General features: G+C 71.9%; 18 protein-coding genes. 11 read left to right on the top strand and 7 right to left on the bottom strand.

Translation table 11 applies throughout. The features are described from left to right. Positions 1-21: 21 nt before the first annotated feature. Positions 22-669, bottom strand: a complete 648-nt coding sequence (fasR, locus tag MYK68_RS16525; protein WP_247864845.1) for an HTH-type transcriptional activator FasR — start codon at positions 667-669, stop codon at positions 22-24. Between the two features lie 94 nt (positions 670-763). On the opposite strand from fasR, the gene MYK68_RS16520 reads away from it, so the two are divergent. The 3 genes from MYK68_RS16520 to MYK68_RS16510 all read left to right on the top strand — a co-directional run bounded on the left by MYK68_RS16520 (position 764) and on the right by MYK68_RS16510 (position 3,845). Continuing rightward, positions 764-1,732 carry a DUF3152 domain-containing protein gene (locus tag MYK68_RS16520; RefSeq protein WP_247864844.1) on the top strand — a complete coding sequence of 323 codons (969 nt, stop codon included), beginning with the start codon at positions 764-766 and terminating at the stop codon, positions 1,730-1,732. Further along, entirely contained in the window at positions 1,729-2,910 is a 1,182-nt protein-coding gene (gene moeB, locus MYK68_RS16515; protein WP_247864843.1) for a molybdopterin-synthase adenylyltransferase MoeB, read from the top strand. Before MYK68_RS16520 ends, moeB begins: the two co-directional genes overlap by 4 nt. Before the next feature lie 83 nt (positions 2,911-2,993). Next, positions 2,994-3,845, top strand: coding sequence for a TIGR02569 family protein (locus tag MYK68_RS16510; RefSeq protein ID WP_247868085.1), 852 nt, complete (start codon positions 2,994-2,996; stop codon positions 3,843-3,845). Between the two features lie 232 nt (positions 3,846-4,077). On the opposite strand, the gene MYK68_RS16505 is transcribed toward MYK68_RS16510, so the two are convergent. Beyond that, positions 4,078-4,374: an MGMT family protein gene (locus tag MYK68_RS16505; RefSeq protein ID WP_247864842.1), complete on the bottom strand. Its 297-nt coding sequence runs from the start codon at positions 4,372-4,374 to the stop codon at positions 4,078-4,080. A 2-nt stretch (positions 4,375-4,376) separates the two neighbouring features. Continuing rightward, positions 4,377-5,156 (bottom strand): alpha/beta fold hydrolase, encoded by a 780-nt coding sequence (locus MYK68_RS16500; protein WP_247864841.1) that lies wholly within the window; start codon positions 5,154-5,156, stop codon positions 4,377-4,379. A 44-nt stretch (positions 5,157-5,200) separates the two neighbouring features. On the opposite strand from MYK68_RS16500, the gene MYK68_RS16495 reads away from it, so the two are divergent. The 7 genes from MYK68_RS16495 (at position 5,201) to MYK68_RS16465 (ending at position 17,952) form a co-directional block, all read left to right on the top strand. Then, complete coding sequence (locus tag MYK68_RS16495) at positions 5,201-8,524, top strand: ATP-dependent helicase (RefSeq protein WP_247864840.1); 3,324 nt, start codon at positions 5,201-5,203, stop codon at positions 8,522-8,524. Next, positions 8,517-11,873, top strand: a complete 3,357-nt coding sequence (locus MYK68_RS16490; RefSeq protein WP_247864839.1) for an ATP-dependent helicase — start codon at positions 8,517-8,519, stop codon at positions 11,871-11,873. Before MYK68_RS16495 ends, MYK68_RS16490 begins: the two co-directional genes overlap by 8 nt. A gap of 39 nt (positions 11,874-11,912) precedes the next feature. Beyond that, positions 11,913-12,983 carry a potassium channel family protein gene (locus MYK68_RS16485; RefSeq protein ID WP_247864838.1) on the top strand — a complete coding sequence of 357 codons (1,071 nt, stop codon included), beginning with the start codon at positions 11,913-11,915 and terminating at the stop codon, positions 12,981-12,983. A 6-nt stretch (positions 12,984-12,989) separates the two neighbouring features. Beyond that, complete coding sequence (gene nudC / locus MYK68_RS16480) at positions 12,990-13,931, top strand: NAD(+) diphosphatase (protein WP_247864837.1); 942 nt, start codon at positions 12,990-12,992, stop codon at positions 13,929-13,931. Between the two features lie 227 nt (positions 13,932-14,158). After that, positions 14,159-14,410, top strand: a complete 252-nt coding sequence (locus MYK68_RS16475) for a mycoredoxin (RefSeq protein ID WP_247868084.1) — start codon at positions 14,159-14,161, stop codon at positions 14,408-14,410. Between the two features lie 71 nt (positions 14,411-14,481). Further along, complete coding sequence (locus MYK68_RS16470) at positions 14,482-16,545, top strand: ATP-dependent DNA helicase UvrD2 (protein WP_247864836.1); 2,064 nt, start codon at positions 14,482-14,484, stop codon at positions 16,543-16,545. Positions 16,546-17,655: 1,110 nt separating this feature from the next. Continuing rightward, entirely contained in the window at positions 17,656-17,952 is a 297-nt protein-coding gene (locus MYK68_RS16465; RefSeq protein ID WP_247864835.1) for a WhiB family transcriptional regulator, read from the top strand. Between the two features lie 126 nt (positions 17,953-18,078). Here the strand turns inward: MYK68_RS16465 and MYK68_RS16460 are convergent, their stop codons facing one another. The 3 genes from MYK68_RS16460 to MYK68_RS16450 all read right to left on the bottom strand — a co-directional run bounded on the left by MYK68_RS16460 (position 18,079) and on the right by MYK68_RS16450 (position 21,063). Continuing rightward, positions 18,079-19,404 carry an ABC1 kinase family protein gene (locus tag MYK68_RS16460; protein ID WP_247868083.1) on the bottom strand — a complete coding sequence of 442 codons (1,326 nt, stop codon included), beginning with the start codon at positions 19,402-19,404 and terminating at the stop codon, positions 18,079-18,081. Further along, positions 19,292-20,329 (bottom strand): hypothetical protein, encoded by a 1,038-nt coding sequence (locus MYK68_RS16455; RefSeq protein WP_247864834.1) that lies wholly within the window; start codon positions 20,327-20,329, stop codon positions 19,292-19,294. The genes MYK68_RS16460 and MYK68_RS16455 overlap by 113 nt, the downstream gene beginning before the upstream one ends. An 89-nt stretch (positions 20,330-20,418) precedes the next feature. Further along, positions 20,419-21,063, bottom strand: coding sequence for a TetR/AcrR family transcriptional regulator (locus tag MYK68_RS16450; protein WP_247864833.1), 645 nt, complete (start codon positions 21,061-21,063; stop codon positions 20,419-20,421). A gap of 94 nt (positions 21,064-21,157) precedes the next feature. Between MYK68_RS16450 and MYK68_RS16445 the strand changes: the two genes are divergently transcribed. Further along, the gene (locus MYK68_RS16445) at positions 21,158-22,546 is read left to right on the top strand and encodes an MFS transporter (protein WP_247864832.1); all 1,389 of its coding nucleotides are present in this window, start codon (positions 21,158-21,160) and stop codon (positions 22,544-22,546) included. Positions 22,547-22,565: 19 nt separating this feature from the next. On the opposite strand, the gene MYK68_RS16440 is transcribed toward MYK68_RS16445, so the two are convergent. Continuing rightward, positions 22,566-23,969: a zinc-dependent metalloprotease gene (locus tag MYK68_RS16440; RefSeq protein ID WP_247864831.1), complete on the bottom strand. Its 1,404-nt coding sequence runs from the start codon at positions 23,967-23,969 to the stop codon at positions 22,566-22,568. Positions 23,970-24,014: the final 45 nt, after the last annotated feature.

Raw genomic sequence — 24,014 nt, 5'->3', positions numbered from 1 at the left:
CTTTTCCGTGTCGTATTCGGGTCAGCCGATGCGCGGCACGCCGGACAGGCCCTGCCAGAGCAGTGCGACGGTGATCTCGACCGCGTCTTCCTTCGGGATCGGACGGTTGGCTTCGAGCCAGTAGCGGGCGTTGACCTGGCTGGCGCCGACCAGACCGGCGGCCAGCATCCGGGAGCGATGCGGATCCAGTCCGGAGTCGGTCATCACCAGGCCGTAGACGGCGTCGACGCACGCCTCGGTGGCGCCCTCGACCCGGCGGATCACGGCGGGGTCCTTGGCGTCGGAGGAGAAGATGAGGCGGTAACCCGAGTTGTCCTCGTCGATGAAATCGAAGAAGGCCTTCACCGCGGCGCGGACCCGCTGATAGTTGTCGGTGGTGGTGAGCAGCGCACGGTTGACGTCGGACACCAGCTTCTCGGCATGCGAATCGACCACCGCGATGTAGAGGTCGAGCTTCGACGGGAAGTGCTGGTAGAGGACCGGTTTGCTCACACCCGCGGCAGAGGCGATCTCGTCCATGCCTGCGGAGTGGTAGCCGCGCTCCACGAAGATCTCGCTGGCGGCGTCGAGCAGTTGGCGGCGCCGCGCGCTCCGCGGCAGACGGGTGTTGGTCCGGCCGTGCGCAGTGGGATCTGCCCCGTGCACGGCGGAGGAATCAGCGGATGGCATGTAGAGCAGCGTACTCGGCCCGACACCTCGTTCGCGCGGGTGTGCCATGGGGTGGATGCACGGTATAGGTGCACGTCTGTGAGACAGTTGTGACGTGACCGGTACACCACCGCCGGGGCCGAGCCGCCCCCGGCGCCCGCGGCCCGACCAGCCGCTGCGCGCCCGATGGGACCCGATCGCCGACCAGTCCGGCACCGCACAGCAGTCGGGTGGCGCGATCGGGCGATTCTTCCGCACCTGGGGCTGGCGCGCCTGGGCGATCGGCGTGCTGGCGGTGCTCACCGTCGCGCTGCTGGTCGTGACCATCGTCGACGACGGTGGGCGCGCCGCGAACGCGGCGGACTCGGTGGATCCGCATTCCCGCAACCTGGACATCACCAAGGAGACGACGCCGGTCGGTGCGCCGTCGACCATCCCGGAGAGCGCCCTGCCGGTCGGGACGCTGCCGGACGGCGGCAGCTACACCACCAAGGGCGAGCAGACCTTCCACGTCGTGCCCGGCACCACCGACAAGATCGGCACCGGCGACGAGGTGTACACGTACACCGTCGAGGTGGAGGACGGCCTCAAGTCGTCGGACTACGGCGGCGACAAGGCCTTCGCCAAACTGGTCGACGCCACCCTCGCGAACCCGAAGAGCTGGATCGGCGGGGGCAAGGTGGCGTTCCGCCGGATCGACAAGGGTGAGCCCGAACTCCGGATCTCGCTGACCTCCACCGACACCTCGCGTGAGCTGTGCGGCTACCAGATCAAGCTGGAGACGTCGTGCTTCTACCCGCCGGAGGTGCGGGTGGTGCTCAACGAGGCTCGCTGGATCCGCGGCGCCACCGCGTTCGACGGCGACGACATCGCCTACCGGCAGTACATGATCAATCACGAGACCGGCCACGGCATCGGCTACGAGCACCACCTCCCGTGCGAGAAGGACGGTGCGCTGGCGCCGGTCATGATGCAGCAGACCTTCGGGACGTCGAATAGCGACATCCTCGCCCTCGATCCGGGGATGAAGGCCAATCGCACCTTCACCTGCCGGCCGAACCCCTGGCCCTACCCGGACAAGTGACCGCGCCGCAGGGACCGCTGCCACCGCTGGTGGAACCGGGTCCGGAGCTGACCGCCGAGGAGATCGCCCGGTACAGCAGGCACCTGATCATCCCCGAGGTCGGCACGGTCGGGCAGCGCCGTCTGGCGAACGCCCGGGTACTGGTGATGGGCGCGGGCGGGCTGGGCTCGCCGACCCTGCTGTACCTCGCCGCCGCGGGGATCGGCACGCTCGGGATCGTCGACTTCGACGTCGTCGACCGGTCGAATCTGCAGCGCCAGGTGATCCATTCCACCGCCGATGTGGGCCGCCGGAAGACCGCCTCCGCGGCCGAGTCGATCGCCGCCCTCAATCCACTGGTGCGCACCCGGGTGCACGACCTCGCGCTGACCGCCGACAACGCCGTCGAACTGTTCTCCGGCTACGACCTGATCCTCGACGGCACCGACAACTTCGCCACCCGGTACCTGGTCAACGACGCCGCCGCGCTGGCCGGCAAACCGTACGTGTGGGGCTCGATCTTCCGGTTCACCGGGCAGGTCTCGGTGTTCTACGACGACGCCCCCGGCGGTCGTGGACGCAACTACCGGGACCTGTATCCGGACCCGCCGCCGCCCGGGCTGGTGCCGTCGTGCGCGGAGGGCGGCGTCCTGGGCATCCTCTGCGCGACCATCGGCTCGCTGATGGGCACCGAGGCGATCAAGCTGATCTGCGGCATCGGGGAACCGCTGCTGGGCCGGCTGCTGGTGTACGACGCGCTCGCGATGACCCAGCGCACGGTGCGCTTCGGGCGCGACCCCGAACGGGCGCCGATCACCGCGCTGGCCGACGACTACGAGGCCTTCTGCGGCGTCGCCCGGCCGGCGGTGGAGCCCGCGGACGAGGTGACCGCCGAACAGCTGCGGGCGGCGCTGGATTCGCCGTCGCCGCCGGTGCTGATCGACGTGCGCGAGCCGGTGGAGTGGGAGATCGTACGGCTGCCCGGGGCCCGGCTGGTGCCGAAGGGCGCGGTGACCTCGGGTTCCGGGCTCGGTGAGATCCCGCACGACGCCGATGTGGTGCTGTACTGCAAGACCGGGGTCCGCTCGGCCGAGGCGCTGCTGGCCCTGCGGGCGGCCGGCCTGCAACGGGTGCGGCACCTGCGCGGCGGCATCGTCGCCTGGGCCGAGCAGGTCGATCCGGCCATGCCGATCTACTGACCCGCCGTCCGCGGTGTGCGGCGGCGCACGGTGTGGCTTCACCGGGCCGCGGCCTGGTCGTGGGTAATGTTTCGAGGGTGACCATGATTGCCGAGCCGCCGGAGCAGGTGCTGACCACCTTCGGGCTGACCGCGCATCCCCCCATCGCGATGGAGGGCAGCGGGGTGGTCGGCTGGCGCGTCGGGGAAGTCGTGCTGACGCTGGTGCCCGATCATGCGCGTGCGGCGTGGTCCGCCGCGGCCCGGGAGAACCTGTACGTCGAGGGCATGCGGATCGCGCGCCCGCTGCGCGCGAGCGACGGCCGCTACGTGGTCTCCGGCTGGCGCGCGGACACCTACGTCGCGGGCAGTCCGGAGCCCCGGCACGATGAGGTCCTGGCCGTCGCCGACCGCCTGCACGGTGCGCTCGCCAAGCTCGAACGGCCGCGCTTCCTGCTGCAACCGCCGGCCCCGCCGTTCGGCGACGTCGACGTCTTCAACGCGGCCGACCGCGGCGCCTGGGAAGACGTGCCGCTGCGGTCGGCGCGCGCCGCGGGCATGGCCGAGCCGGACACCGAGGACGCGCTGCAATCACTGGCCGCGCTGAAGACCCTCGCCGGCCTGCGCCGGCCGGTCACCGCGACCCCGCAGGTGGTGCACGGCGACCTGTTCGGCACGGTGCTGTTCGCCGGTGCCGCGGCCCCGGCGATCACCGACATCGTGCCGTACTGGCGGCCCGCGTCATGGGCGTCGGCGGTGGTCGTCGTCGACGCCCTCGCCTGGGGTGGCGCCGACGAGGATCTGATCGACCGCTGGTCGGACCTGGAGGACTGGCCGCAGATGCTCCTGCGCGCCACCATGTTCCGGCTGGGCGTGCACGCGCTGCATCCGCGGTCCACGTCGGGCGCGCTCCCCGGGCTGCTGCGTGTCGTTGATCGGGTCCGCCTGCTGGTGTAGGGCCGGCTGATCGCAGACCGTCGCACAAGCGGGAATAATGACCGCATCCGCGACAGCCTGCCGTCCGACTCCCCACCCGCTTGGTGAGCCGACGACGGCCTATCAGCCCGTTGAGCCGGCGACCGCCTGACAGCCCGTCGAATCGACGATCGCCTCGCCGCCCGTTGAGCCGACGAGCCGCTAGGCGAGTCGTGTCGAAACGCCGCTAAAGCAAGCGCTCCGTCTCGCTACCTCAACCCAGCTGAGCCCGGCACTTCCGCAGAACCACCCGGTCACCGTCGATCGGGGCGCCCTCGGCGCGCAGGAGTTCCAGTTGCTCGCGCGCCTTGTGCACGGCGGGGCGGCCGGAGGCGGCGATCACCCGCTGCCACGGCAGGTCGGCGCCGTCGGTGCGGAGGATCCAGCCCACCTGGCGAGGGTTGGTGAGGCCCGCGGCGTCGGCGAGGTCGCCGTAGGTCGATACCTGCCCCGGCGGAATGGCGCGGATCAGCGCGCGCACCAGCTCGACCTGTTCGTCGGTGATCGGCACGGCTACAGGACTTCCCGGATCAGCCCGGCGACCGCTTCCGGGGCGAGGAACGGCACCATGTGCTCGGTGTCGACGTGGTGGACGGTCGTCTCGGGCCGTTCGGCGGCGCAGCGCGCCAGGAAGTCCGCGGTGACGAACGGGGGTTGCACGCGGTCGGCGACGACGATCCGGGTCGACACCCCCTCCGGCGGCAGCTGGGCGGGCCGGGCCATCTCGCTCCACGCGGTGGCCGCGGCGGGCAGGCACACCCGCCAGACGACGCCGTCGCCGTCGGGAACCAGGTGCTCGGCGAGTTCGTCGGTCAGGACGTGATCGGGGACCTCGCGCCAGCCCTCGGCGCGCTTGGCGGCCCCGGCGGTCTCCGCGTCCGGGTAACCCCAATGGTCCACGGAGGCCTGCGCCATCTCCAGCGCGAACGACGGATCGAGGCCCTGCGCCGGATCGAGGAGCACGAGGGCGCGCACCAGATCGGGACGGGTGGCCGCCAGTCGTAAAGCGACCGTGCTGCCGAAGGAGTGGGCGACGGCCACCACCGGTCGCCGGCCGACCGGGATGTGCTGTTCCACGGCGGCGGCGACCGCCTCGGCGTGGTCCTCGATCCGCCACGGCGGCGACCATGGTGAACGCCCGTGACCCAGCAGATCCGGCGCCACGACGCGCACGCCCGGCAGGTCGTCGGCGAGGAGGCCCCACCGCTTGCCGTGCCCGGTGAGTCCGTGGAGGGCGAGCACCGTCGGGGCGTCGTCCGGGCCGAAGAGATGAGTGTGCAGCTCGGCGGTCATGGGCTCCAGACTAGGTTGTCGGAGGCTCGTGATTCCATGTGCACATGGCCACTCCGCAGACTCGACTGATCGCCGCGCCGGCGTCAGCCGGCCTGCCGGTCCGCGAGTGGCCGGAGGCCGCGTCCCTACTGTTGCGGCCGGGGCACCGGAGCGATCCGGAACGGCCGTGGCATCCCTATCGGGTGCGGGGCGGGCCGGGCACCGGGAAGACCGCGCTGCTGGTCGACGTCGCCGTCGCACGACTCCTCGACGACGGCGCCGATCCGGAATCGGTACTCGTGCTGACCGCCAACCGGCTGGCGGCGACGGCGGTGCGCGGTGAGATCACCCGGCGCGTCCTGGCCGCCGGGCGGTCCGGGAGCGGTGCGGCGCTGCGGGAGCCGCTGGTCCGCACGGTTCACTCGTACGCCTTCGCGGTGCTGCGCCTGCAGGCCGCCGCGCACGGCAATCCGCCGCCCCGGCTCATCACCGGTTCCGAACAGGACGTGATCCTGCGCGAGTTGCTGGCCGGCGACCTCGAGGACGGCGCCGCCTACTGGCCGGAGTCGCTGCGGCCGGCGCTCGCGACGGACGGTTTCGCGCAAGCCCTGCGCGACCTGCTGATGCGCGCCGCCGAGCGCGGTCTCGGCCCGGAGGATCTGACCGAGCTGGGGCGCCGGCATCGGCGTCCCGAGTGGGTGGCGGCGGGAACGGCGTTCGCCCAGTACGAGGGGACCATGCTGCTGCGGGAGTCCGTCGGCGTCGATGCGCCGGAGGCCGGGCCGCAGGCCGTCGACGCCGCCGAACTGGTGGGCTCGGCGCTGTCGGCGCTGGCCGGAGAACCGCAGCTGCTCGCCGATCAGCGCGCCCGGTTGCGGTGCGTGCTGGTCGACGACGCGCAGCACCTCGATCCGCAGGCCGCCCGCCTCGTGGAGTTGATCGGCACCGGCAGTGATCTGACGGTGATCGCCGCCGACCCGGATCAGTCCATCTACTCCTTCCGTGGCGCCAGCCCGCGCTTCTTCGCCGAACTCCCCGGCGGACGCGACGTGACGCTCACCCGGGGACACCGCGCCGCCGGCGAGGCCGGGCTGGTCGGCCGGGCGCTCGCCGCACGACTCCCCGGCGCCCGGCCGCAGCCCTACCCCGAAGCGGCGCCCGGCGACGGCCGGGCGTCGGTGCGGGTGTTCTCCTCGGCCGCGAAGGAAGCGACCGCGGTGGCGGACCTGCTGCGCCGGGCCCACCTCTTCGAAGGCGTGCCGTGGTCGGAGATGGCGGTGATCGTCCGGTCCGTGCCGCGCGCGCTGCCCGCGCTGCGCCGGGCATTCGCCTCGGCGGGGGTCCCGGTGGCGACGCCCACCAGCGACCTGCCGCTGTACCGTCAGCGCGCCGTCGAAGCCTTCACCGCCGCACTGGCCGCCGCGGCCGGCACCGAACCGCTCGAGCCGGACGCGGTGCTCACGCTGCTGTCCGGCCCGATCGGCGCCGCCGGCCCCGGCCAGCTCCGGCGACTCCGCCGCGGTATCCGGCGGCTCCACGAGGACGCCGCGGCGGCCGGAGAACCGCTGGTCCCCGGCGCCCCGGAGTCCGGCGGTCCGCCCGACTCGCTGACCGCCCTGGCCGCCGCGCTGGGGGATCCGGTGGTCGCCGACGCCTACGTGCGCGGACTCACCGAGTTCGAATCCGAGCCGCTGGTCCGCACGCTGAAAGTGGTGCAGGCCGCGCGCATCGCCGATCGCACCGGGCAGGGCGTCGAAGAAACCCTCTGGCGCGCCTGGCGGGCCTCCGGCCTCGAACGCACCTGGCTGGGCCGGTCGCTGCGCGGCGAGCGGTCGGGCGCGCAGGCCGATCGGGACCTCGACGCGATGCTGGCGCTGTTCGAGGCGGCGGCGTCGTACACCGACAACCTCCCCGCGGGAGGTCTCGACGGATTCCTGCACTACCTGCGGCAGCTGCAGATCCCGCGTGAGTCGCGGACCCCGACGGCCGCCGCCGACGCCGTGCAACTGCTGTCGGCGCACTCGGCGGCCGGCCGGGAATGGGAGGTGGTCGCGGTCGCCGGGGTGCTCGACGGCCTGTGGCCCTCGCTGCGCAGCCGCGGCAGCGTGCTCGGTACCCCCGCGCTGATCGACCTGCTCGACGGCGTGGACGCCGGCGCCCTCGACACGGTGTCGCGCAATGCGGTACTGCTCGCCGACGAACGGCGGCTGCTGCTGGTGGCGTGCAGTCGTGCCCGGCGCACCCTGCTGGTCACCGCCGTCGAGGACGGCACGGGCGACGAGTCGCCGTCGCGGTTCATCCCGGAGATCGCCGACGCCCTCGGCGGGTACGGGGCCGACCACGAGCTGACCGGCGAGGCCGCCGACGAGGTGCCGCTCGACGCCGGGCAGCGCCGCCTGCTGTCGCTGCCGTCGATGGTCGCCGAACTACGGTCGGCGCTGGTCGACCCGGCGATACCGGAGGAGCGACGTGCGGCCGCCGCCGATCTCCTCGCCGAACTCGCCGCGGACGACGTGCCCGGTGCCGCGCCGCACGAGTGGTACGGCCTGCTGGATCCGAGCAGCGACGACCCGCTCTGGACCCCTGAACTGGGACCGCGCACACTCTCGCCGTCGAACGTCGATGCGCTCAGTCGCTGTTCGCTGCGCTGGATGCTGGAACGGCACGGCGGCCGCGACGGCGACGCCGAGCCCGCCGTCACCGGAACCCTGGTGCACACGCTGGTGCAGGCCGTCGCCGGCGAACTCGACCACGCCGAGGTCACCCGGGCCCTGCACGAGATCTGGGACCGCGTGTCGTCGCCGGCCGCGTGGTTCAGCGACCGGGAACTGGCCCGCGCCGAGTCGATGCTGGTCAACTTCCGGAACTGGCTCGACTACTCGCGCAGCGAGCTGCGGGAGGCCGCCGTCGAGGTGGGCATCGAGGCGGCGGTGCCACCCGCAGCGGAGAGCCCCGACGACGACCTGCCGGTGCGACTCGTCGGTCGGATCGACCGCCTGGAGACCGATGATCTCGGCCGCCCGGTGGTGATCGACGTCAAGACCGGCAAGACGGTGATCACCGCCAACGACGCCGCCGCGCACCCGCAGCTCGCGGCCTACCAGCTGGCACTGCTGCTGGGCGGCGTCGAGGGCTTCGCGCCCGGGGCCACCGGCGGCGGGCGCCTGGTCTACGTGGCGACGGCCAACCGCACGACCGGCGCCGCCGAGCGGGTGCAGGAACCGCTGACCCCGGAACAGGTGGACGAGTGGATCGGCGTGGTCCGGCGGGCCGCGCGCGCCAGCATCGGGCCCGGCTTCGTGGCCGCCGTCAACCCCGGCTGCCAGCACTGCGCGCTCACCACGAGCTGTCCGGCCCAACTGCGGGGGAAGGCGGTCACCGATGACTGAGCCGTCGTCCGCCGTTCGCCGGGTCTCGGCGCGGTCGCTCGCCGCGGCCCTCGGACTGCCGTCGCCCACCGACGAGCAGGTCGAGGTGATCGAGGCACCGCTGGAACCGATGCTCGTGGTGGCGGGCGCGGGCGCGGGCAAGACCGAGACCATGGCCTCGCGGGTGGTGTGGCTGGTCGCCAACCGCCTCGTGGCGCCCGACGAGATCCTCGGTCTCACCTTCACCCGCAAGGCCGCCAGCGAGCTCGGCGCGCGTATCCGCCGTCGGCTGTCGATGCTCGCCGGGTCACCCGCCCTGCTCGACTGGGACCCGGGCGGTGACCTGGCCGCGGTGCTGCGCAGCGCCGACGCCGAGGTCAGCACCTACCACGCCTACGCGGGCCGGCTGATCGCCGACTACGGACTGCTGCTGCCGGTGGAACCGTCGTCGACGCTGCTGAGCGAGACCGAGCTCTGGCAGCTCGCGTTCTCCGTGGTCACCGCCTGGCCGCACGAGCTGGCCACCACGAAGGTGCCGTCCAGCGTCACCGAGGCCGTCCTGAACCTGTACTCGGAGATGGCCGAGCATCTGGTCGACGACGACGCCCTCGCCGCCGCGGGCAGTGACCTCTACTCCTTGATCGACACCCTGCCGAAGGGGCCGCGACAGCGGGCCGAACCGAGCAAGGCCCTGCGCGCGATACAGGACGTGATCGACGAACGTCGCGCCTTGCTGCCCCTGGTCCAGGCGTTGCGCGCCAAGATGACCGAGCAGGGCGCCCTCGACTTCGGCAGCCAGATGTCGCTCGCGGCGCGGTTGGTCACGACGCACCCGGAGGTGGTCGCCGCCGAACGCGCCGGGATCAAGGCCGTCTTGCTCGACGAGTACCAGGACACCGGCCACTCGCAGCGGCTGTTGCTGTCCGCGCTGTTCGGCGGGACGCGGAACGCACCGCTCGCGGTGACCGCCGTCGGCGACCCGATCCAGTCGATCTACGGCTGGCGCGGGGCGTCGGCCGCCAACCTGCCGCGCTTCGCGATGGACTTCCCGCGCCCCGACGGCGCCGGCTTGTGGGCCGGAGCCCACCGCCGCGAACTGCTCACCAGCTGGCGCAACTGCCGCGGCACCCTCTACCTCGCCAACGAGGTGTCCGCGCAGCTGCGGGCGCGCGGTGTGCCGGTCAGCACGCTCCGCCCGCGCGACGACGCGCCCGAGGGCGCCGTGCGACTCGCCCTTACCGAGACGGTCGACGACGAGCGCGCGTGGCTCGCCGGCCACGTCGAAGACGCCTACCGGGCCGCCGAGCGCGACGGCCGCGCGCGGCCGACGGTCGCGATCCTGGTGCGCCGCAACGAGGATTCGGCGCCGCTCGCCGCGGTCCTGGAAGCCCGGGGCATCCCGGTCGAGGTGGTCGGCATCGGCGGACTTCTGCATGTCCCGGAGATCACCGACATCGTCGCCACCCTCACCCTCATGGCCGACCCGATGGCCGGCACCGCCGCCATGCGGCTGCTCACCGGGGCGCGCTGGCAGCTCGGCGCCGCCGATCTGGCCGCACTCTGGCGGCGGGCGCGGGAACTCGCGGCGGGGGCCGCCGACCCGGTCACCGGTGTGGTCGCCACCCGCGCGGAACTCGACGCCGCGCTGGAATCGGCGCTGCCCGCGGAGTCGGTGGATGCCGCCGGGATCGGCGACGCGCTGGTCGACCCCGGCGACCGCGACCGCTATACCGCCGCCGGATACCAGCGCATCCGGGCGTTCGGTCGCGAACTCGAACGACTGCGCCGTCGTATCGGGCAGCCGCTGCCCGAGCTGGTCGCCGACGTCGAGCAGACCATCGGGGTCGCGGTCGAGGCGCAGATCCGGGCCCGCCGGATGCGCGGTGCCGTCACCGGCCGGGAACACCTCGACGCTTTCGCCGAATACATCGCCGCCTACGCCGAACGTCCCGGCGCCACCCTGCCCGGGCTGCTCGCGTTCCTGGACACCGCCGAATCGGTGGAGAAGGGCCTGGAAGCCGGTCAGGTCGAGGTGGCCGAGGAACGCGTGCAGATCCTCACCGTGCACGCCTCCAAAGGACTGGAGTGGGACATCGTGGTGGTCCCGCACCTGGCGAAGGGCATCTTCCCGAGCGCCAAGGCCGACACCACCTGGCTGGGTTCGGCCCGCGAGCTGCCGGCACCGCTGCGCGGCGACCTGGCGAGCGGCGACGGCGACGAGGGCTTTCCACCGCTGCCGCTGGGCGCGGTCGGTGACCGGAAAGAACTCGAAGAGGCGATCACCGCGCACAAGGAGGCGATCAAGCAGCGTCGCCTCGACGAGGACCGGCGCCTGCTCTACGTCGCTCTCACCCGCGCCAAACAGACGCTCCTGGTGTCCGCCCACCACTGGTCGGCCACCGGCGACAAGCCGCGCGGCGGATCGGAGTTCTTCACCGAACTCGCCGAACTGGTGCGCGCCGCCGGGTCGCCCGGGCTGGTGATCGACGTCGATGCGCCGCCACCGCCCGAAGGGGCGGAGAACCCGATGACACTCGAACCGGTCACCGCGCCGTGGCCCGTCGACCGGCTGGGGGAGCGGCGCCCTGCGCTGCGTGCGGCGGCCGCGGCCGTCGAACAGGCCCGCGCCGACCGGGCACTGGTCCCCATCGATCCGCCGGACACCGACGACCCCGAGGTTGCGGCCTGGCGGGCCGAGGTCGCGGCCCTGCTCGATGAACGACGCCGCACCGGCGCCGCCGAGGTCGGGGTCGAGTTGCCCGGCCAGCTGTCGGTGAGCCAGCTGGTGGAACTCGGTACCGACGAGCAGGCCTTCGCCGCGCGGCTGCGTCGTCCGGTGCCGTTCCGGCCGAACCCGATGGCCCGGCGCGGTACCGCTTTCCACGCGTGGGTGGAGCGCCGCTTCGGTGCCACGCGACTCCTGGACCTGGACGAACTTCCCGGTGCCGCCGACGAGAGCGCCGTCGACGACGACCTCGAGGTGCTGCGTGCGGCGTTCCTGGCGTCGCCGTGGGCCGACCGGACGCCGCTGGAGGTGGAGGTCGGCTTCGAGACGGTGATCGGTTCGACGGTGGTCCGCGGCCGGATGGACGCGGTGTTCGCCGACCGGCGTGCGGCCGGCGGCGAGGAGGGCTACCTCGTCGTCGACTGGAAGACCGGCGCGGTGCCCGAACCGGCGAAACGGCCGGCCCTGGAACTGCAGCTGGCCGCCTATCGGGTCGCCTGGGCCCGGCTGCGCGGTGTCGACATCGACCGGGTGCGGGCGGCCTTCGTGTATGTCCGCCATCACTTCACCCTGGAACCGGAGAATCTTCCCGATGCCGACGCGCTGGCGGAGTTGCTGGCGGTGGGGCAGGCGCCCATCGAGTAGCCTTCGCTGATGTGAGGACGTGCACCCCGGCGGTCGCCGATGCGTGAGCGATTGCGCCGCGCCCGGCGGGGCGACGGAGACCTGCTGGACAAGCCCGATTACGCGCTCGTCGGTATCGTGCGCATCCCCGAACTGGAGCGCAGTCCGGCCAAGGCCATCGGCCGCCGCGTGCTGTGGGCGCTGTTCTCGCTGTTCCTGTGCTCGCTCGTGGTCTACGTCGACCGTTACGGCTACCGCGACGCCAAGGGCTCGACGCTGTCGTACCTGGACGCGCTCTACTACTCGGCGGTCACCCTCTCCACCACCGGCTACGGCGACATCACGCCGATCACCGAGTCCGCCCGGCTGATCAACGTCCTCTTCATCACGCCGCTGCGTGTGCTCTTCCTGATCGTGCTGATCGGAACCACCCTGGAGGTGCTCACCGAGCGCTCGCGACAGGCGATCAAGATCCAGAACTGGAGGAATCGGGTGCGCAATCACACCGTCGTCGTCGGCTACGGGACCAAGGGCCGGACCGCGACCGCCGCCGTCCTCGCCGACGGCGTGCGGCCCGGCGAGGTGGTGGTGGTCGACGACGATCCCACCGCCCTCGAAGAGGCCGCCGCCGACGGTCTGGTGACCGTGCGCGGCGACGCCACCAAGTCGGACGTGCTGCGCCTGGCCGGCGTCCAGCACGCGGCCGCGCTGGTGATCGCCGCCAACCGCGACGACACCGCCGTGATGGTGACGCTCACCGCGCGTGAACTGAACCCGCGGGCCAAGATCGTCGCCTCGATCCGCGAGTCGGAGAACACCCACCTGATGCGCCAATCCGGTGCCAATTCGGTGGTCGTGTCGTCGGAGACGGCCGGCCGGCTGCTCGGCATCGCCACCATCACCCCGTCGGTGGTGGAGGTGGTGGAAGACCTGCTCAGCCCCGAGGAGGGCTACGCCATCGCCGAGCGGGAGGTGGAGCCGACCGAGACCGGCGGCTCGCCCGCGCACACCAAGGACCTGGTGCTGGGCGTGGTCCGCGACGGCAAGCTGCACCGCGTCGGCGACGCGGAGGTCGAGGCCATCGAAGTCGGCGACCGGCTGCTGTACGTGCGCCAGGGCGAGCGGAGCTGAGTGACGATGGCGACCTTCGAATTCGTCGAACCCCCGCTGCTGTCGCAAGCCGGCTTCGACCGGGCCGACCATCTCCGTGACGCGACCGACCGACTCGCGCAGGGCTGGTCGACGGCGCGGGTACTGCTGGTCGACGGCGCCGGACGTTACCCGGTCGACGGCGCCGGTGCCCTCCGCTGGGTCACGGCTCCCGGACTCGGCGCGACCCCGCCGGACGGCGCGGTGTTCCTCGGCCTCGCCGGTGACACCGACGTCTGGGCACTGCGCACCGACGCGGTGCCCGGCCCGGCCGGCGATCCCCGCTCCGGGGCCCATCTGCTCAGCGCCGACGACGCCGGTCTGCTCGCCACCGCGCTCGGTCTGCTGAACTGGCACCGCGGCGCGGCCTTCTCGCCTCGCGACGGCAGCCCCACGACTGTCGGCCGGGCCGGCTGGGTGCGGCTCGGGCCCGACGGCGCCGAGGAGTATCCGCGCACCGACCCCGCCGTCATCATGGTGGTGCACGACGGCGCCGATCGCGTCCTGCTCGGCCGCCAGCACGTGTGGCCGTCGCCGATGTTCTCCACGCTGGCCGGGTTCGTCGAACCGGGCGAGTCGCTGGAACAGTGCGTGCGGCGCGAGATCGCCGAGGAGGCCGGCGTCGATGCCCGCGATCCGGCCTACCTGGGCTCGCAGCCGTGGCCGTTCCCGCGGTCACTGATGCTCGGCTTCGAGGCGATCGCCGACCCCGAGCAGCCGATCGTCCTGCGCGACGGCGAGCTGGCCGAGGCCCGCTGGTTCACCCGCGATCAGGTGCGGACCGCCCTGGACACCCACGCGGACTGGGGCACCGACACCGAGGGCGCCGACCTCATGCTCCCGCCGCCCGTCTCCATCGCGCGGTCGCTGATCACCAGCTGGGCGCTCGCGCGTACGCATCCCATGGAGTGGCCGGTCCCGCTCGGCTGAGCTGCGGCATCGCCGGCCTTCCACCCGCTCCCCACGGGCCGCGCCGCTGCTCCCGCTGCCCCTGCTCCGACGTCGCAGGCCGGTTGCCCGGATTCCGTCTCACCACCGGCATTCCGTTCCACCACCTGGAATAGAGCGTGTGGTGCAACGGAATTCGAGTGGATGGACGGAATGCGTCGTCGGGTGCGCCGTGGTGCCCGGCGGGATCGGGCCGGGCTGGCGTTAGACTGGCCGACGTGGCCGATTTGACTGTCTACACGACTTCCTGGTGCCCGTTCTGCGTCCGGCTCAAGGCGAGCCTGAACCGCAACGAGATCCCGTACACCGAGATCGACGTCGAAGCCGACGCCGATGCCGCGGCCTTCGTCGAGAGTGTGAACGGCGGGAACCGGGTGGTCCCCACGGTGAAGTTCGCCGACGGCTCCACCAAGACCAATCCGGGCATCGGTGAGGTCATGTCCGCGCTGGGCCTGCTCTGAGCTGTCCGCCGTCATTCCGCCGGGCCGATCGGGCCGCCGCGGTTGTCAGTACCCCGTGAGACGGTGAACGCATGACCCTTCGACGGAGCTCAGGGAGCGAGCAGCGCTCAGGGAGCGAGCGAGGCTCGGGGAGCGAACGAGGCTCGGGGGGCGAGCGGAGTTCGGGGATCCGGGACGGGCTCGACCCCCAGCAGCTCGAGGCCGTCCTCGCGCCGCGCGGCCCGGTCTGCGTGCTCGCCGGTGCCGGCACCGGCAAGACGCGCACCATCACGCGCCGGATCGCCTCGCTGGTCGACTCCGGACAAGTGAATCCCGGCCAGGTTCTCGCGGTCACCTTCACCGCCCGCGCCGCCGCCGAGATGCGGCAACGACTCGCCGCGCTCGGGGTCTCGGCACCCGGGCAGCAGGTCTCCGCGCTCACCTTCCACGCCGCGGCGCTGCGGCAACTGCGCTACTTCTGGCCGCGGGCGTTCGGTGACGTCCGCTGGGAGTTGATGGACAGCAAGTTCCCGATGGTGCGGCGCGCGGCGCGCGACGCGGGTCTGGACACCGCCGACCGCGAGCTGATCCGCGATCTGGCGGCCGAGATCGAATGGGCCAAGTCGTGCCTGATTGGTCCGTCGGACTATCCGAAACGGTCGACGGGCCGCGACCTGCCGATGAAGGCTGAGATCATCGCGCAGGTCTTCGCCGCGTACGAGGAGGCCAAACTCGGTGCCTCGCGGGAATGGTTCTTCGATTTCGAGGATCTGATCATCTACACCGCCGAGATCCTGCACAGCGAACCGCAGATCTCCGAGGAGTTCCGGTCGCGGTACCGCAGCTTCGTCGTCGACGAGTACCAGGACGTGACGCCGGTCCAGCAACGTCTGCTCTCCGCCTGGCTCGGCGGCCGCGACGACCTGACCGTGGTGGGCGACGCCAACCAGACCATCTACAGTTTCACCGGCGCCACACCGCGGTATCTGCTGGACTTCACCCGCGCCTACCCGGACGCCACCCTGGTCCGGCTCGAACGCGACTATCGGTCGACGCATCAGGTGGTGTCGCTGGCCAACGGGGTGATCGGCCAGGCGCGCGGCCGGGTCGCGGGCACCCGGCTGGAACTGCTCGGCATGGCGGGCGACGGCCCGGACCCGGTGTTCGCCGAGTACCCGGACGAGAACTCGGAGGTGGTCGGTGTCGTCGCCGAGGTGAAGCGGCTGCTGCGCGCCGGAGTTCCGGCCGACGAGATCGCGATTCTGTACCGGATCAACGCCGTCTCGGAAGGCTACGAGGAGGCGCTCGCGGCCGCCGGTATCGACTACCGGGTGCGCGGTGATCTCGGCTTCTTCGAGCGGCCGCAGGTCAAGGCGGCGCTGCGAAAACTCGGCGCGCTCGCACAGGGACCGCCCCCGCCGATGGAGGCCGCCCAGGCGGTGCGAGTGGCGTTGCGCCCGCTCGGCTACGCCGAGGCCGAGCCGCCGGGCGCGGCGGCTCGGGCCAACTGGCAGCAGATGGTCCGGCTGGTGGAACTGGCCGACGAGATCCTGGCCGAGCGCGGCGGCCTGGAGTTTCCGGGACTCGTGTCCGCGCTGGCCGATCGTGCACGCACCGGCGGTGATACCGAGCGCGGCGTCACTCTCGCCTCGCTGCACGCGGCGAAGGGCCTGGAATGGGACGCCGTGCTGCTCACCGGGCTGCACGAGGGATCGATGCCGCTCGGGCGGGCCTCCGGCACCCCCGAGGAGGTCGAGGAGGAGCGCCGTCTGCTCTACGTGGGCGTCACCCGGGCGCGCAAGCACCTGCATTTGTCGTGGAGCCTGGCCCGCACCGAGGGCAGGCCGGCGACCCGTCGTCGTTCACGATTCCTCGACGGCCTGGTGCCCACCGAGCGGTCGCGCGCCGCGGAACCGGCCGCGCCGGCCGGGCTGGACAGGGCCGTGCACGACGCGCTGCGTGAGTGGCGCACCGACTACGCCGAGGCCGCGGGCATCAGCGAACCGAACGTGTGCAGCGGCAACGTCCTCAAGCAGCTGGCGCGGGTGCTGCCGTCGACCCCCGACGAGCTGCGCCGCATCAGCGGGATGAACCCGGAGCGGGTCGAGCAGATCGGCGACGCCGTCCTGTCGGTCATCGCGGCCCACCGAAGCTAGGCCGTGTCTCCCAAATCTCTTTCCGGTCCTCGGCGGCCCGCGCAGCGCCCGGCGGCGTTGTCGTCGGTCGGCATGGCGCCGCTATGCTTCCCCCCTCCGCCTTGCCGGCCGCCCAGCGGATCCACCGATGCCTACGGAGAGGATTTGAGAGACGCGACCTGGTGTCGCGTGCCGAAAATTCATCGTCGGTATGCCGCGGCCAGATGAACGCCTGGCGGCGTTGTCGTCGGTCGGCATAGCGCCGCTATGCTTCCCTTCTCCGCCTTGCCGGCCGCCCATCTGACTCACGGCAACCATTCGACAATTTTCGACACGCGACACCAGCGGTACCGCCGAAGTCGCCTTCCGGCACTCGGCCGCCCGCCGAACGCCGGGCGGCGGACGCGGTGTGTCGGGCGTCGGTGATTCCGAACCGGCGAGACCTTGAATCGCCCGCGCCCGGGTGGTCTCGGTTCGGCAGAGCGCCGAATCGGGGTTCGTGGCGGGCCTCGATTCGGCACTCTGCCGACGGCGTCGCCCGGGCCGGCCGGCCGGCCGGCGGAGCGGTGCCGCCACCTTCTCTTGAGCCCGCCGAGCCGACCGGCGACACGGCGCCGAAAGGGTCCGCCGCGACACCCGGCGCGCAGCGGCGACACCCGAACAGCGCGCGACACCCGCGGCCGTCGCGTGTACGACGGCTGTCGTGTCCGCCCGCGGGCTGTCGCGATCGCGGCTCGACCGGCGCGGGGTCTACGCATCGCCGCAGGTCAAAAATAGATTGCGCGCTTTCGTGGCGGAGGCGTAGCGTGGTCGTCGTTGTTCCATGAGGGAACACGAGGGAATCGATCCGAGGAAGGAAGTCGCCCGCGATGAAGAAGATCGCCGTCATCTGGCAGCACGAGCATCTGGCAGCAGCAGTGCCTGCTGACGCAGCGCGAGCGCGCCGGCGATTCCCCGTGGCCCGACTCTCGGGCCGTCCCGCGTTGGTCGAAACGTAGACGGCTCCGCAGACATCTGACTACCGGCCCCGGCGAATCGCGTCAGCGAATCCCCGGGGCCGAACTCTTTCTTCACCGGCCGCACGGGTTTCGCGCACGGACCACCCAGCCATCCCCGCGAAAGACCCAGCACATGACCATCACCGAACTGACCACCCCGATCACGGGGACGCCGGAGGAGTCTCCGGCGACCCACCGAATAGACCTGCCTTGCCAGAGCGGCGACGCGGACCTGTGGTTCGCCGAGGAGCCCGCCGCACTGGAGAAGGCCAAGAGCCTGTGCCGCGCGTGCCCGCTGCAGGCCCCGTGCCTCGCCGAGGCCGTCGACCGCGGCGAGCCCTGGGGCGTGTGGGGCGGCGAGATCTTCGATCGCGGCGTCATCATCGCCCGCAAGCGCCCGCGCGGACGCCCGCGGAAGAACGCGAGCTGACGAATTCGGACCCGTGACGCGCCCCTTCCGGGGGTGCGTCACGGGTCCTTTTCCATGTCGCGGGTCGTCCGGGACGGGCGACCCGGAAACAGACCCGCGACATGGCGGCGACGGGGGAAACGCCGATCACGCCTCGGCGGGGAGTTCCTCCTCCAGACCGGGCACCCAGCGGTACATGATCGCGCGGTAGGGCGCCTCGGCGTCGAGCTGCGCGGCGATGCCGACGCAGCCGAGGAGCACCCGGAACACCATCACGTACTCCTTCGGCAGATTCATATGCCGGGAGGTCTTGTAGACGTCGCCGGTCATGTCCGTCGCCTTGCCCGCCGCGCGCTGCAGCCACCGGCGGGTGAAGTGGAACGAGTCGCTGTACAGCGGATCGACGTAGGGCTGCAGGTACTTCGCGAGATCCTGCGACGACACCTTCGCCGCGTACGCGGCGCGGATGAAATCGTGCTCCACCAGCATGTCGCGCAGCTCGTCGTACCGCTTGTCTCGGGCCAGCGCGAGGATCGGCCCGGTCTCCGGCGGCAGACCGTTCGGGTACTGGCCGATCGCCCCGAAGTCGAGGACGCCGAAGCGTCCGTCGTCGAGGACGAAGAAGTTCCCCGGGTGCGGATCGCCGTGCAGCAGACCGACGCGCGACGGGGAGGAGAACTCGAAGGTCGTCATCTTGGTGGCGGCGTCGTTGCGCTGCGCACGGGTGCCGTCGGTGATGATCTTGCTCAGCCGGGTGCCCTCGATCCACTCGGACACGATCACCTTCGGCGCGCTGGCCACCACCTTGGGGATCACGAAGTCGGGGTCGCCGTCGAAGGCCCGCGCGAAAGCCCGCTGGTAGTCGGCCTCGGCGAGATAGTCCAGCTCGTCCTCGGTGCGGTCGATCAGCTCGTCGATCATCGCCTTGGCGTCGGTACCGGGGGAGAGCTTCTGGATCAGGCCGGACATCCGGCTCAGGGTCTTGAGATCGGCCTTCAGGGCGTGGTCGGCGCCCGGGTACTGCACCTTGACCGCGACCGGACGGCCGTCGGCCCACACCGCCTTGTGCACCTGGCCGATGCTCGCCGACGCCGCGGGGGTCTCCTCGAACGACGCGAAGCGTTCCCGCCAGCGGGTGCCGAGCTGCTGGTCGAGCACCTTGTGGACGGTCGCGATCGGCATCGGCGGCGCCTCGGCCTGCAGTTTGGTCAGCGCCTCGCGGAAGGGCTCGCCGAACTCCTCGGGGACGGCGGCCTCCATGATCGACAGCGCCTGACCGACCTTCATCGCGCCGCCCTTGAGCTCGCCGAGGACGGCGAACAGCTGCTCGGCGGTCTTGGCCATCACCTCGGCGCTGACCTCATCCTTGCTCTTGCCGGCCAGCCGCTTGCCGAATCCGGCAGCGGCCCGGCCTGCCATGCCGAGCGGCAGCGCCGCCAGCTTCGCATTTCGACGGCCCTGCCCCCGTGTGATCTCGTCGCTCAACGCAGTCCTTTCGCCTGCTCCGAGGATAGTGGACGGCCGGGCCCGGCGGCGGGTAGCAGCAGTCGCACGCGGGGTGCACCGGTGCGGCGAGCAGATCCGTTCCGGCCGGTTGCACGCGCACCCGCAGACGATGTCCCAGCGTCTGCGGCGCGGCACCGACCGGGTCGGCCAGCCGTGCGGCCAGTCCGGCGATCTCCTGCCGCGCCATCAGGGCGGTCAGCGCGACGGTGACGGGGTCGTCACCGCCGGGGACGGTGGCGAGCCGGGTCGTGAGCAGCGGCCACTCCGGGTCCAGGTCGCAGCGGTGCAGGTCGGCGCAGCGCAGACAGCTGGAATGCCCGGGCAGGACCAACGGGCCGATCATCCCGGCGCCGTCCTGTACGACCACCGGCAGGTGCGGCAGCCGCGCGGTCATCAGCCCGGCGGCGACCGCGGGGTCGACGCCGAGCCGGTCGGCGAGCACCACCAGCCGGCAGTCGAGGTGCTCGAACCGGGACACCGACGACGGGCCGAGCGGGTCGCCGACGACGACCAGCCCGGCGTCGGTCAGTTCGTCGGCGAGTCGCCGCGCCAGTGCGTCGTCACCGAGGATCCGGACCCGCAGACCGGCGTCGTACGACGCCGCCGGAAGGCGCGCTTTGCCCGCGGTCACCAGCCGGTCGAGCAGGACGCTGAACGACGCCGCCGTGAGCCCCGCGGCGCGCACCTTGGCGCGTAACTGGTCGCGGTAGAGGGGCCGGCGCAGTGCGCCGAGCACGTCGGCGACGACCGCGGGGATCGCGGGCGGGTCGAGGTGCACGATCAGCGCGGTCGCCGGGTCGTAGCCGATGTGCAGGCTGCCGTCCTCGCGGACCAGCACCGGGGTGCCGGGGACCAGGACGGGCAGTGCGCGCTGCGAGTTCGGGATGTTCATGGCGTCAGCCTGACACCGGAGGCGGCCGGCCGTCGACGTCGTTGTCCACACCCTGTGGACAACATCGGCGGTGCCGCGGAACGTGCCGGTCAGCGCGCGAGGGCACCGTCGATCAGGTCGGTGATCACCTCGCGGAGGTCGAAGCCGCGGGACAGCTCGCTCCACTCCGGGAGCAGGGCGGCCACGGTGGGGTAGTCGGCGGCGAGATCGCCGGAGTCGGCGCGCTGAAACCAGAGCCGCTGGTCGTCGGGCCGCTGGGACATCGAGTACTGCCAGCCGACCTCGGAGGCGACGAGATCCCAGCTCGCGCGCCACAGCCCGAACGCCCGCCGCCGGTCGAGCCCGGCTTCTCCGGCCGCGGCCAGGAAGCTGTCGGTGAGGATCAGCGCCGACCGGCCGGTGGTGCGGCCCTCGCGCAGCACGGTGATGATCCACGGGATGCGGAGCAACTGCGTGTACATCTCCATCGCCACGCCGATCATGCGGTCGCGCGGACTGCCGTCGGGGATCGACCACGAGATCCGCGCGGCCAGCTCGTCGAGGACGAGGGCGAGCAGCTCTGCCTTGTTCGGCACGTAGTGGTACAGCGACATCGGCTTGGAATCGAGCTCGGTGGCCAGTCGGCGCATGCTCAGCGCGTCGATGCCGTCGCGTTCGATCAAGGCCAGGGCGGCGTCGACGATCGTGTCGCGGTCGAGACGGGGAGTGGGCGGCATGGATGCATCATCGCGCATGACGACCGGTCTCTTGCGAATCACCGTGAGTAAGCCTAGCCTAACGTACGCGTACGTATTCGTACGCGTACGTGCAACGGATTCGGAGACTCGCATGACGGTCGCACCCACCCGGCAGCAGCATCACGGCACCTTGCTCGCCACGGTGTTCTTCCTGAACTTCCTGGTGGCACTGGACATGTCCCTGGTCAATATCGCCCTCCCCGCGATCCGGACCGAACTCGGATTCAGTGCGACCGGGCTGCAGTGGGTGGTCACCGCCTACCTGCTCACCTTCGCGGGTTTCATGCTGCTCGGCGGGCGGCTCGGCGACCTCTGGGGCCGTCGCCGGGTGATCCTCGCCGGACTGGTGGTCTTCGGCGCCGCGAGCCTGCTCGGCGGATTCGCCGATACGCCCGGCGTCCTGATCGCCGCCCGCGGCCTGCAGGGACTCGCCGGGGCGCTGCTGGCGCCGGCGTCGCTCGCGCTGGTCGCGACCGTCGCCGACCCGGTCCAGCACAAGCGGGCGATGGGGGTGTGGGCCGCGGCCGGCGCCGCCGGCGGCGCGGTGGGCGTGGTGCTGAGCGGGTTGCTCACCGACTGGTTCTCCTGGCGCGCGGTACTCCTGGTCAACGTGCCGCTGGTGCTGATCGCCCTGATCGCGGCGTTCGCGTCGGTTCCCGCGGGACACGAACGGGGCGCCGGCCGGCTCGACGTGGTCGGCGCCGTCCTGGTGACGGCGGGAGTGGCAGCGCTCGTGTACGGAGTCAGTTCCGCGGGCGACCACGGCTGGGGCTCGGCGCGCTGCCTCGTCGGCCTGGCGGTCGCGATCCTCCTGCTGGCCGCCTTCGCGGCGGTGGAACGGACGACGCCGTATCCCTTGATGCCGCCGTCGCTGGTGCGCCGCCGCTCCATTCTGGGGGCGAACCTGTTCGGGTTCATGCTCGCCGCCGGTCAGCTGGCCGCGTTCTACTTCGCCTCGCTGTACGTCCAGACGGTCTGGAACGTCGAGCCGGACATCGCCGGCACCCTGTTCCTGCCGTTCTCCTTCTGCGTGTTCATCGGCGTGGCGGCGGCACCGAAGCTCGCCGCGCGGATCGGGCCGCGCAACGCGATCGCGGTGTTCGGCGTGTGCGCGGCGATCGGCTTGTGGCTGTTCTCCCGGATGCCCGCCGACTTCGACTTCTGGGTCGGCATCCTGGCGCCGTCGGTGGTCTGCGCGATCGGGGTGGGCGGCGCCATGGTGCTGGTCGGCGCGATCGCCACCGAAGGGGTGGCGCCGGAAGACGTCGGCGTGGCCTCCGGCGTGGTCAACTCATCCCGGCAGCTCGGCGGCACCATCGGGCTCGCGGTGCTGGTGACGATCGCGAGTGGCGCGGGCACCCCGCGGGACGGCTACTCGATCGGCTTCGCGGTCGGCGCGCTGTTCCTGGTGGCCGGGACCGTCGCGGCCTGGTGTGTGCTGCCGGCCCGGGAGCGTGCCGCCGAGGCGGCGGTCCGCTGAATCGGGCGCGGCGGCACGGTCACGACTCGCCGTCGTCCTTCTTACGCTGCTCCTCGGCGATGGTGCGCTCGAGTTCGGCGATCGGGTCGTCGAACGTGCCGGTGCCGCCGCCGATCACGCGGTCGATGAAGCCGGCCGGGCTGTCCAGATCCTCGGCGTCGGGCAGCAGATCGGGGTGCGCCCACACGCCGTCGCGGGTGGCGACGTCGGCCGCCTCGGTCAGCTTGCGCCACAGGTCGGCGGCCTCGCGGAGCTTGCGCGGGCGCAGGTCGAGCCCGATCAGGGTCGCGAAGGTCTGCTCGGCGGGTCCGCCGGACGCACGACGGCGCCGCATCGTCTCGGTGAGCGCCGCGGTCGACGGGATCCGGTCGCCGAGAGCGGCCGAGACGGTGAGTTCCACCCAGCCCTCGATCAGCGCGAGCAGCGTCTCCAGGCGGGCCAGCGCGGCCTGCTGCTCGGGCGTGGTCTGCGGCTCGAACGCCGCGGCCTGGCCCATCAGCTCCTCCATCTTGGCGGGATTGCTGAACAGCTCCTGCGGGTCGAGTCCGGCACCGAGCTGGTCCAGACCGCTCATGTCCAGGCGGATCCCGCGGGCGTAGTCCTCGACCGTCGACAGCAGACGCTGTCGCAGCCAGCCCGCCCCGGAGAACAGCCGCTGGTGGGCCGCCTCGCGGGCCGCGAGGAACACCACGATCTCCTGCCCGGGCAGATCCAGCCCCTCGGCGAACCGGGCGATCGCCTCGGGCAGCAGTGCGCCGGTGCCGTGCGGCGCCAGCGGCAGGCCGATGTCGGTGGAGGTCAGCACGTCCTTGGCGAGGTGGCCGAGGCCCTGTCCGAGCTGGGTGCCGAACATCATTCCGCTCATCCCGGCCATCATCGGCAGCATCGGGCCGGCCATCGCCTTGGCCTCCTCGGGCAGGCTGTCCTGCCAGGTGCCCTCCAGGGAGCCCGCGATCGGATCGCACAGCGTCTGCCAGGTCGGCAGGGTCTGCTCCAGCCAGTCGACCGGCGTCCAGGCCGCGGTCGCGGTGATCCCGGCCGGCAGCGCGGTCTGCTCGTCGAGCCACAGCTCGGCCAGTCGCACGGCGTCGGCGACCGCCCGCTCCTCCGACTCGAGCATCGGGCGGAAATCGCCGATCTGCTGGCGCGCCAGCCGGGTCGCCAGCTCGTAGTTCACCGGTCCGGTACCGCCGCCGCCCGCGACCGGCATGCCCATCCCGCTGAACATCTGGCCGAGTTGGGTGAACACCTGACCGAGCATGTTCGGGTCGAATCCGGCACCCGCGTCGCCACCGAGCGCCCCGAACGGATTCCCCGCCGCACCGAAGGGGTTGTTCGAGGCGCCGGAATCGCCGGGCTTGTCGTTGTCTCGATCGTCGTCGCGGCCGTCTGACGAGGAGAAACCGAAGGGCAAGTCGCTCATGCCACGACAGTACCGGCCGTGCGGCGTCGTCGCCGTCGTCCACTA

Origin of the sequence: Gordonia sp. PP30 (genome assembly GCF_023100845.1) — a bacterium.
Taxonomy (GTDB): domain Bacteria; phylum Actinomycetota; class Actinomycetes; order Mycobacteriales; family Mycobacteriaceae; genus Gordonia.
The sequence above is the reverse complement of the archived record's forward strand: the minus strand, read 5'-3'. Positions and strand labels throughout refer to the sequence as shown.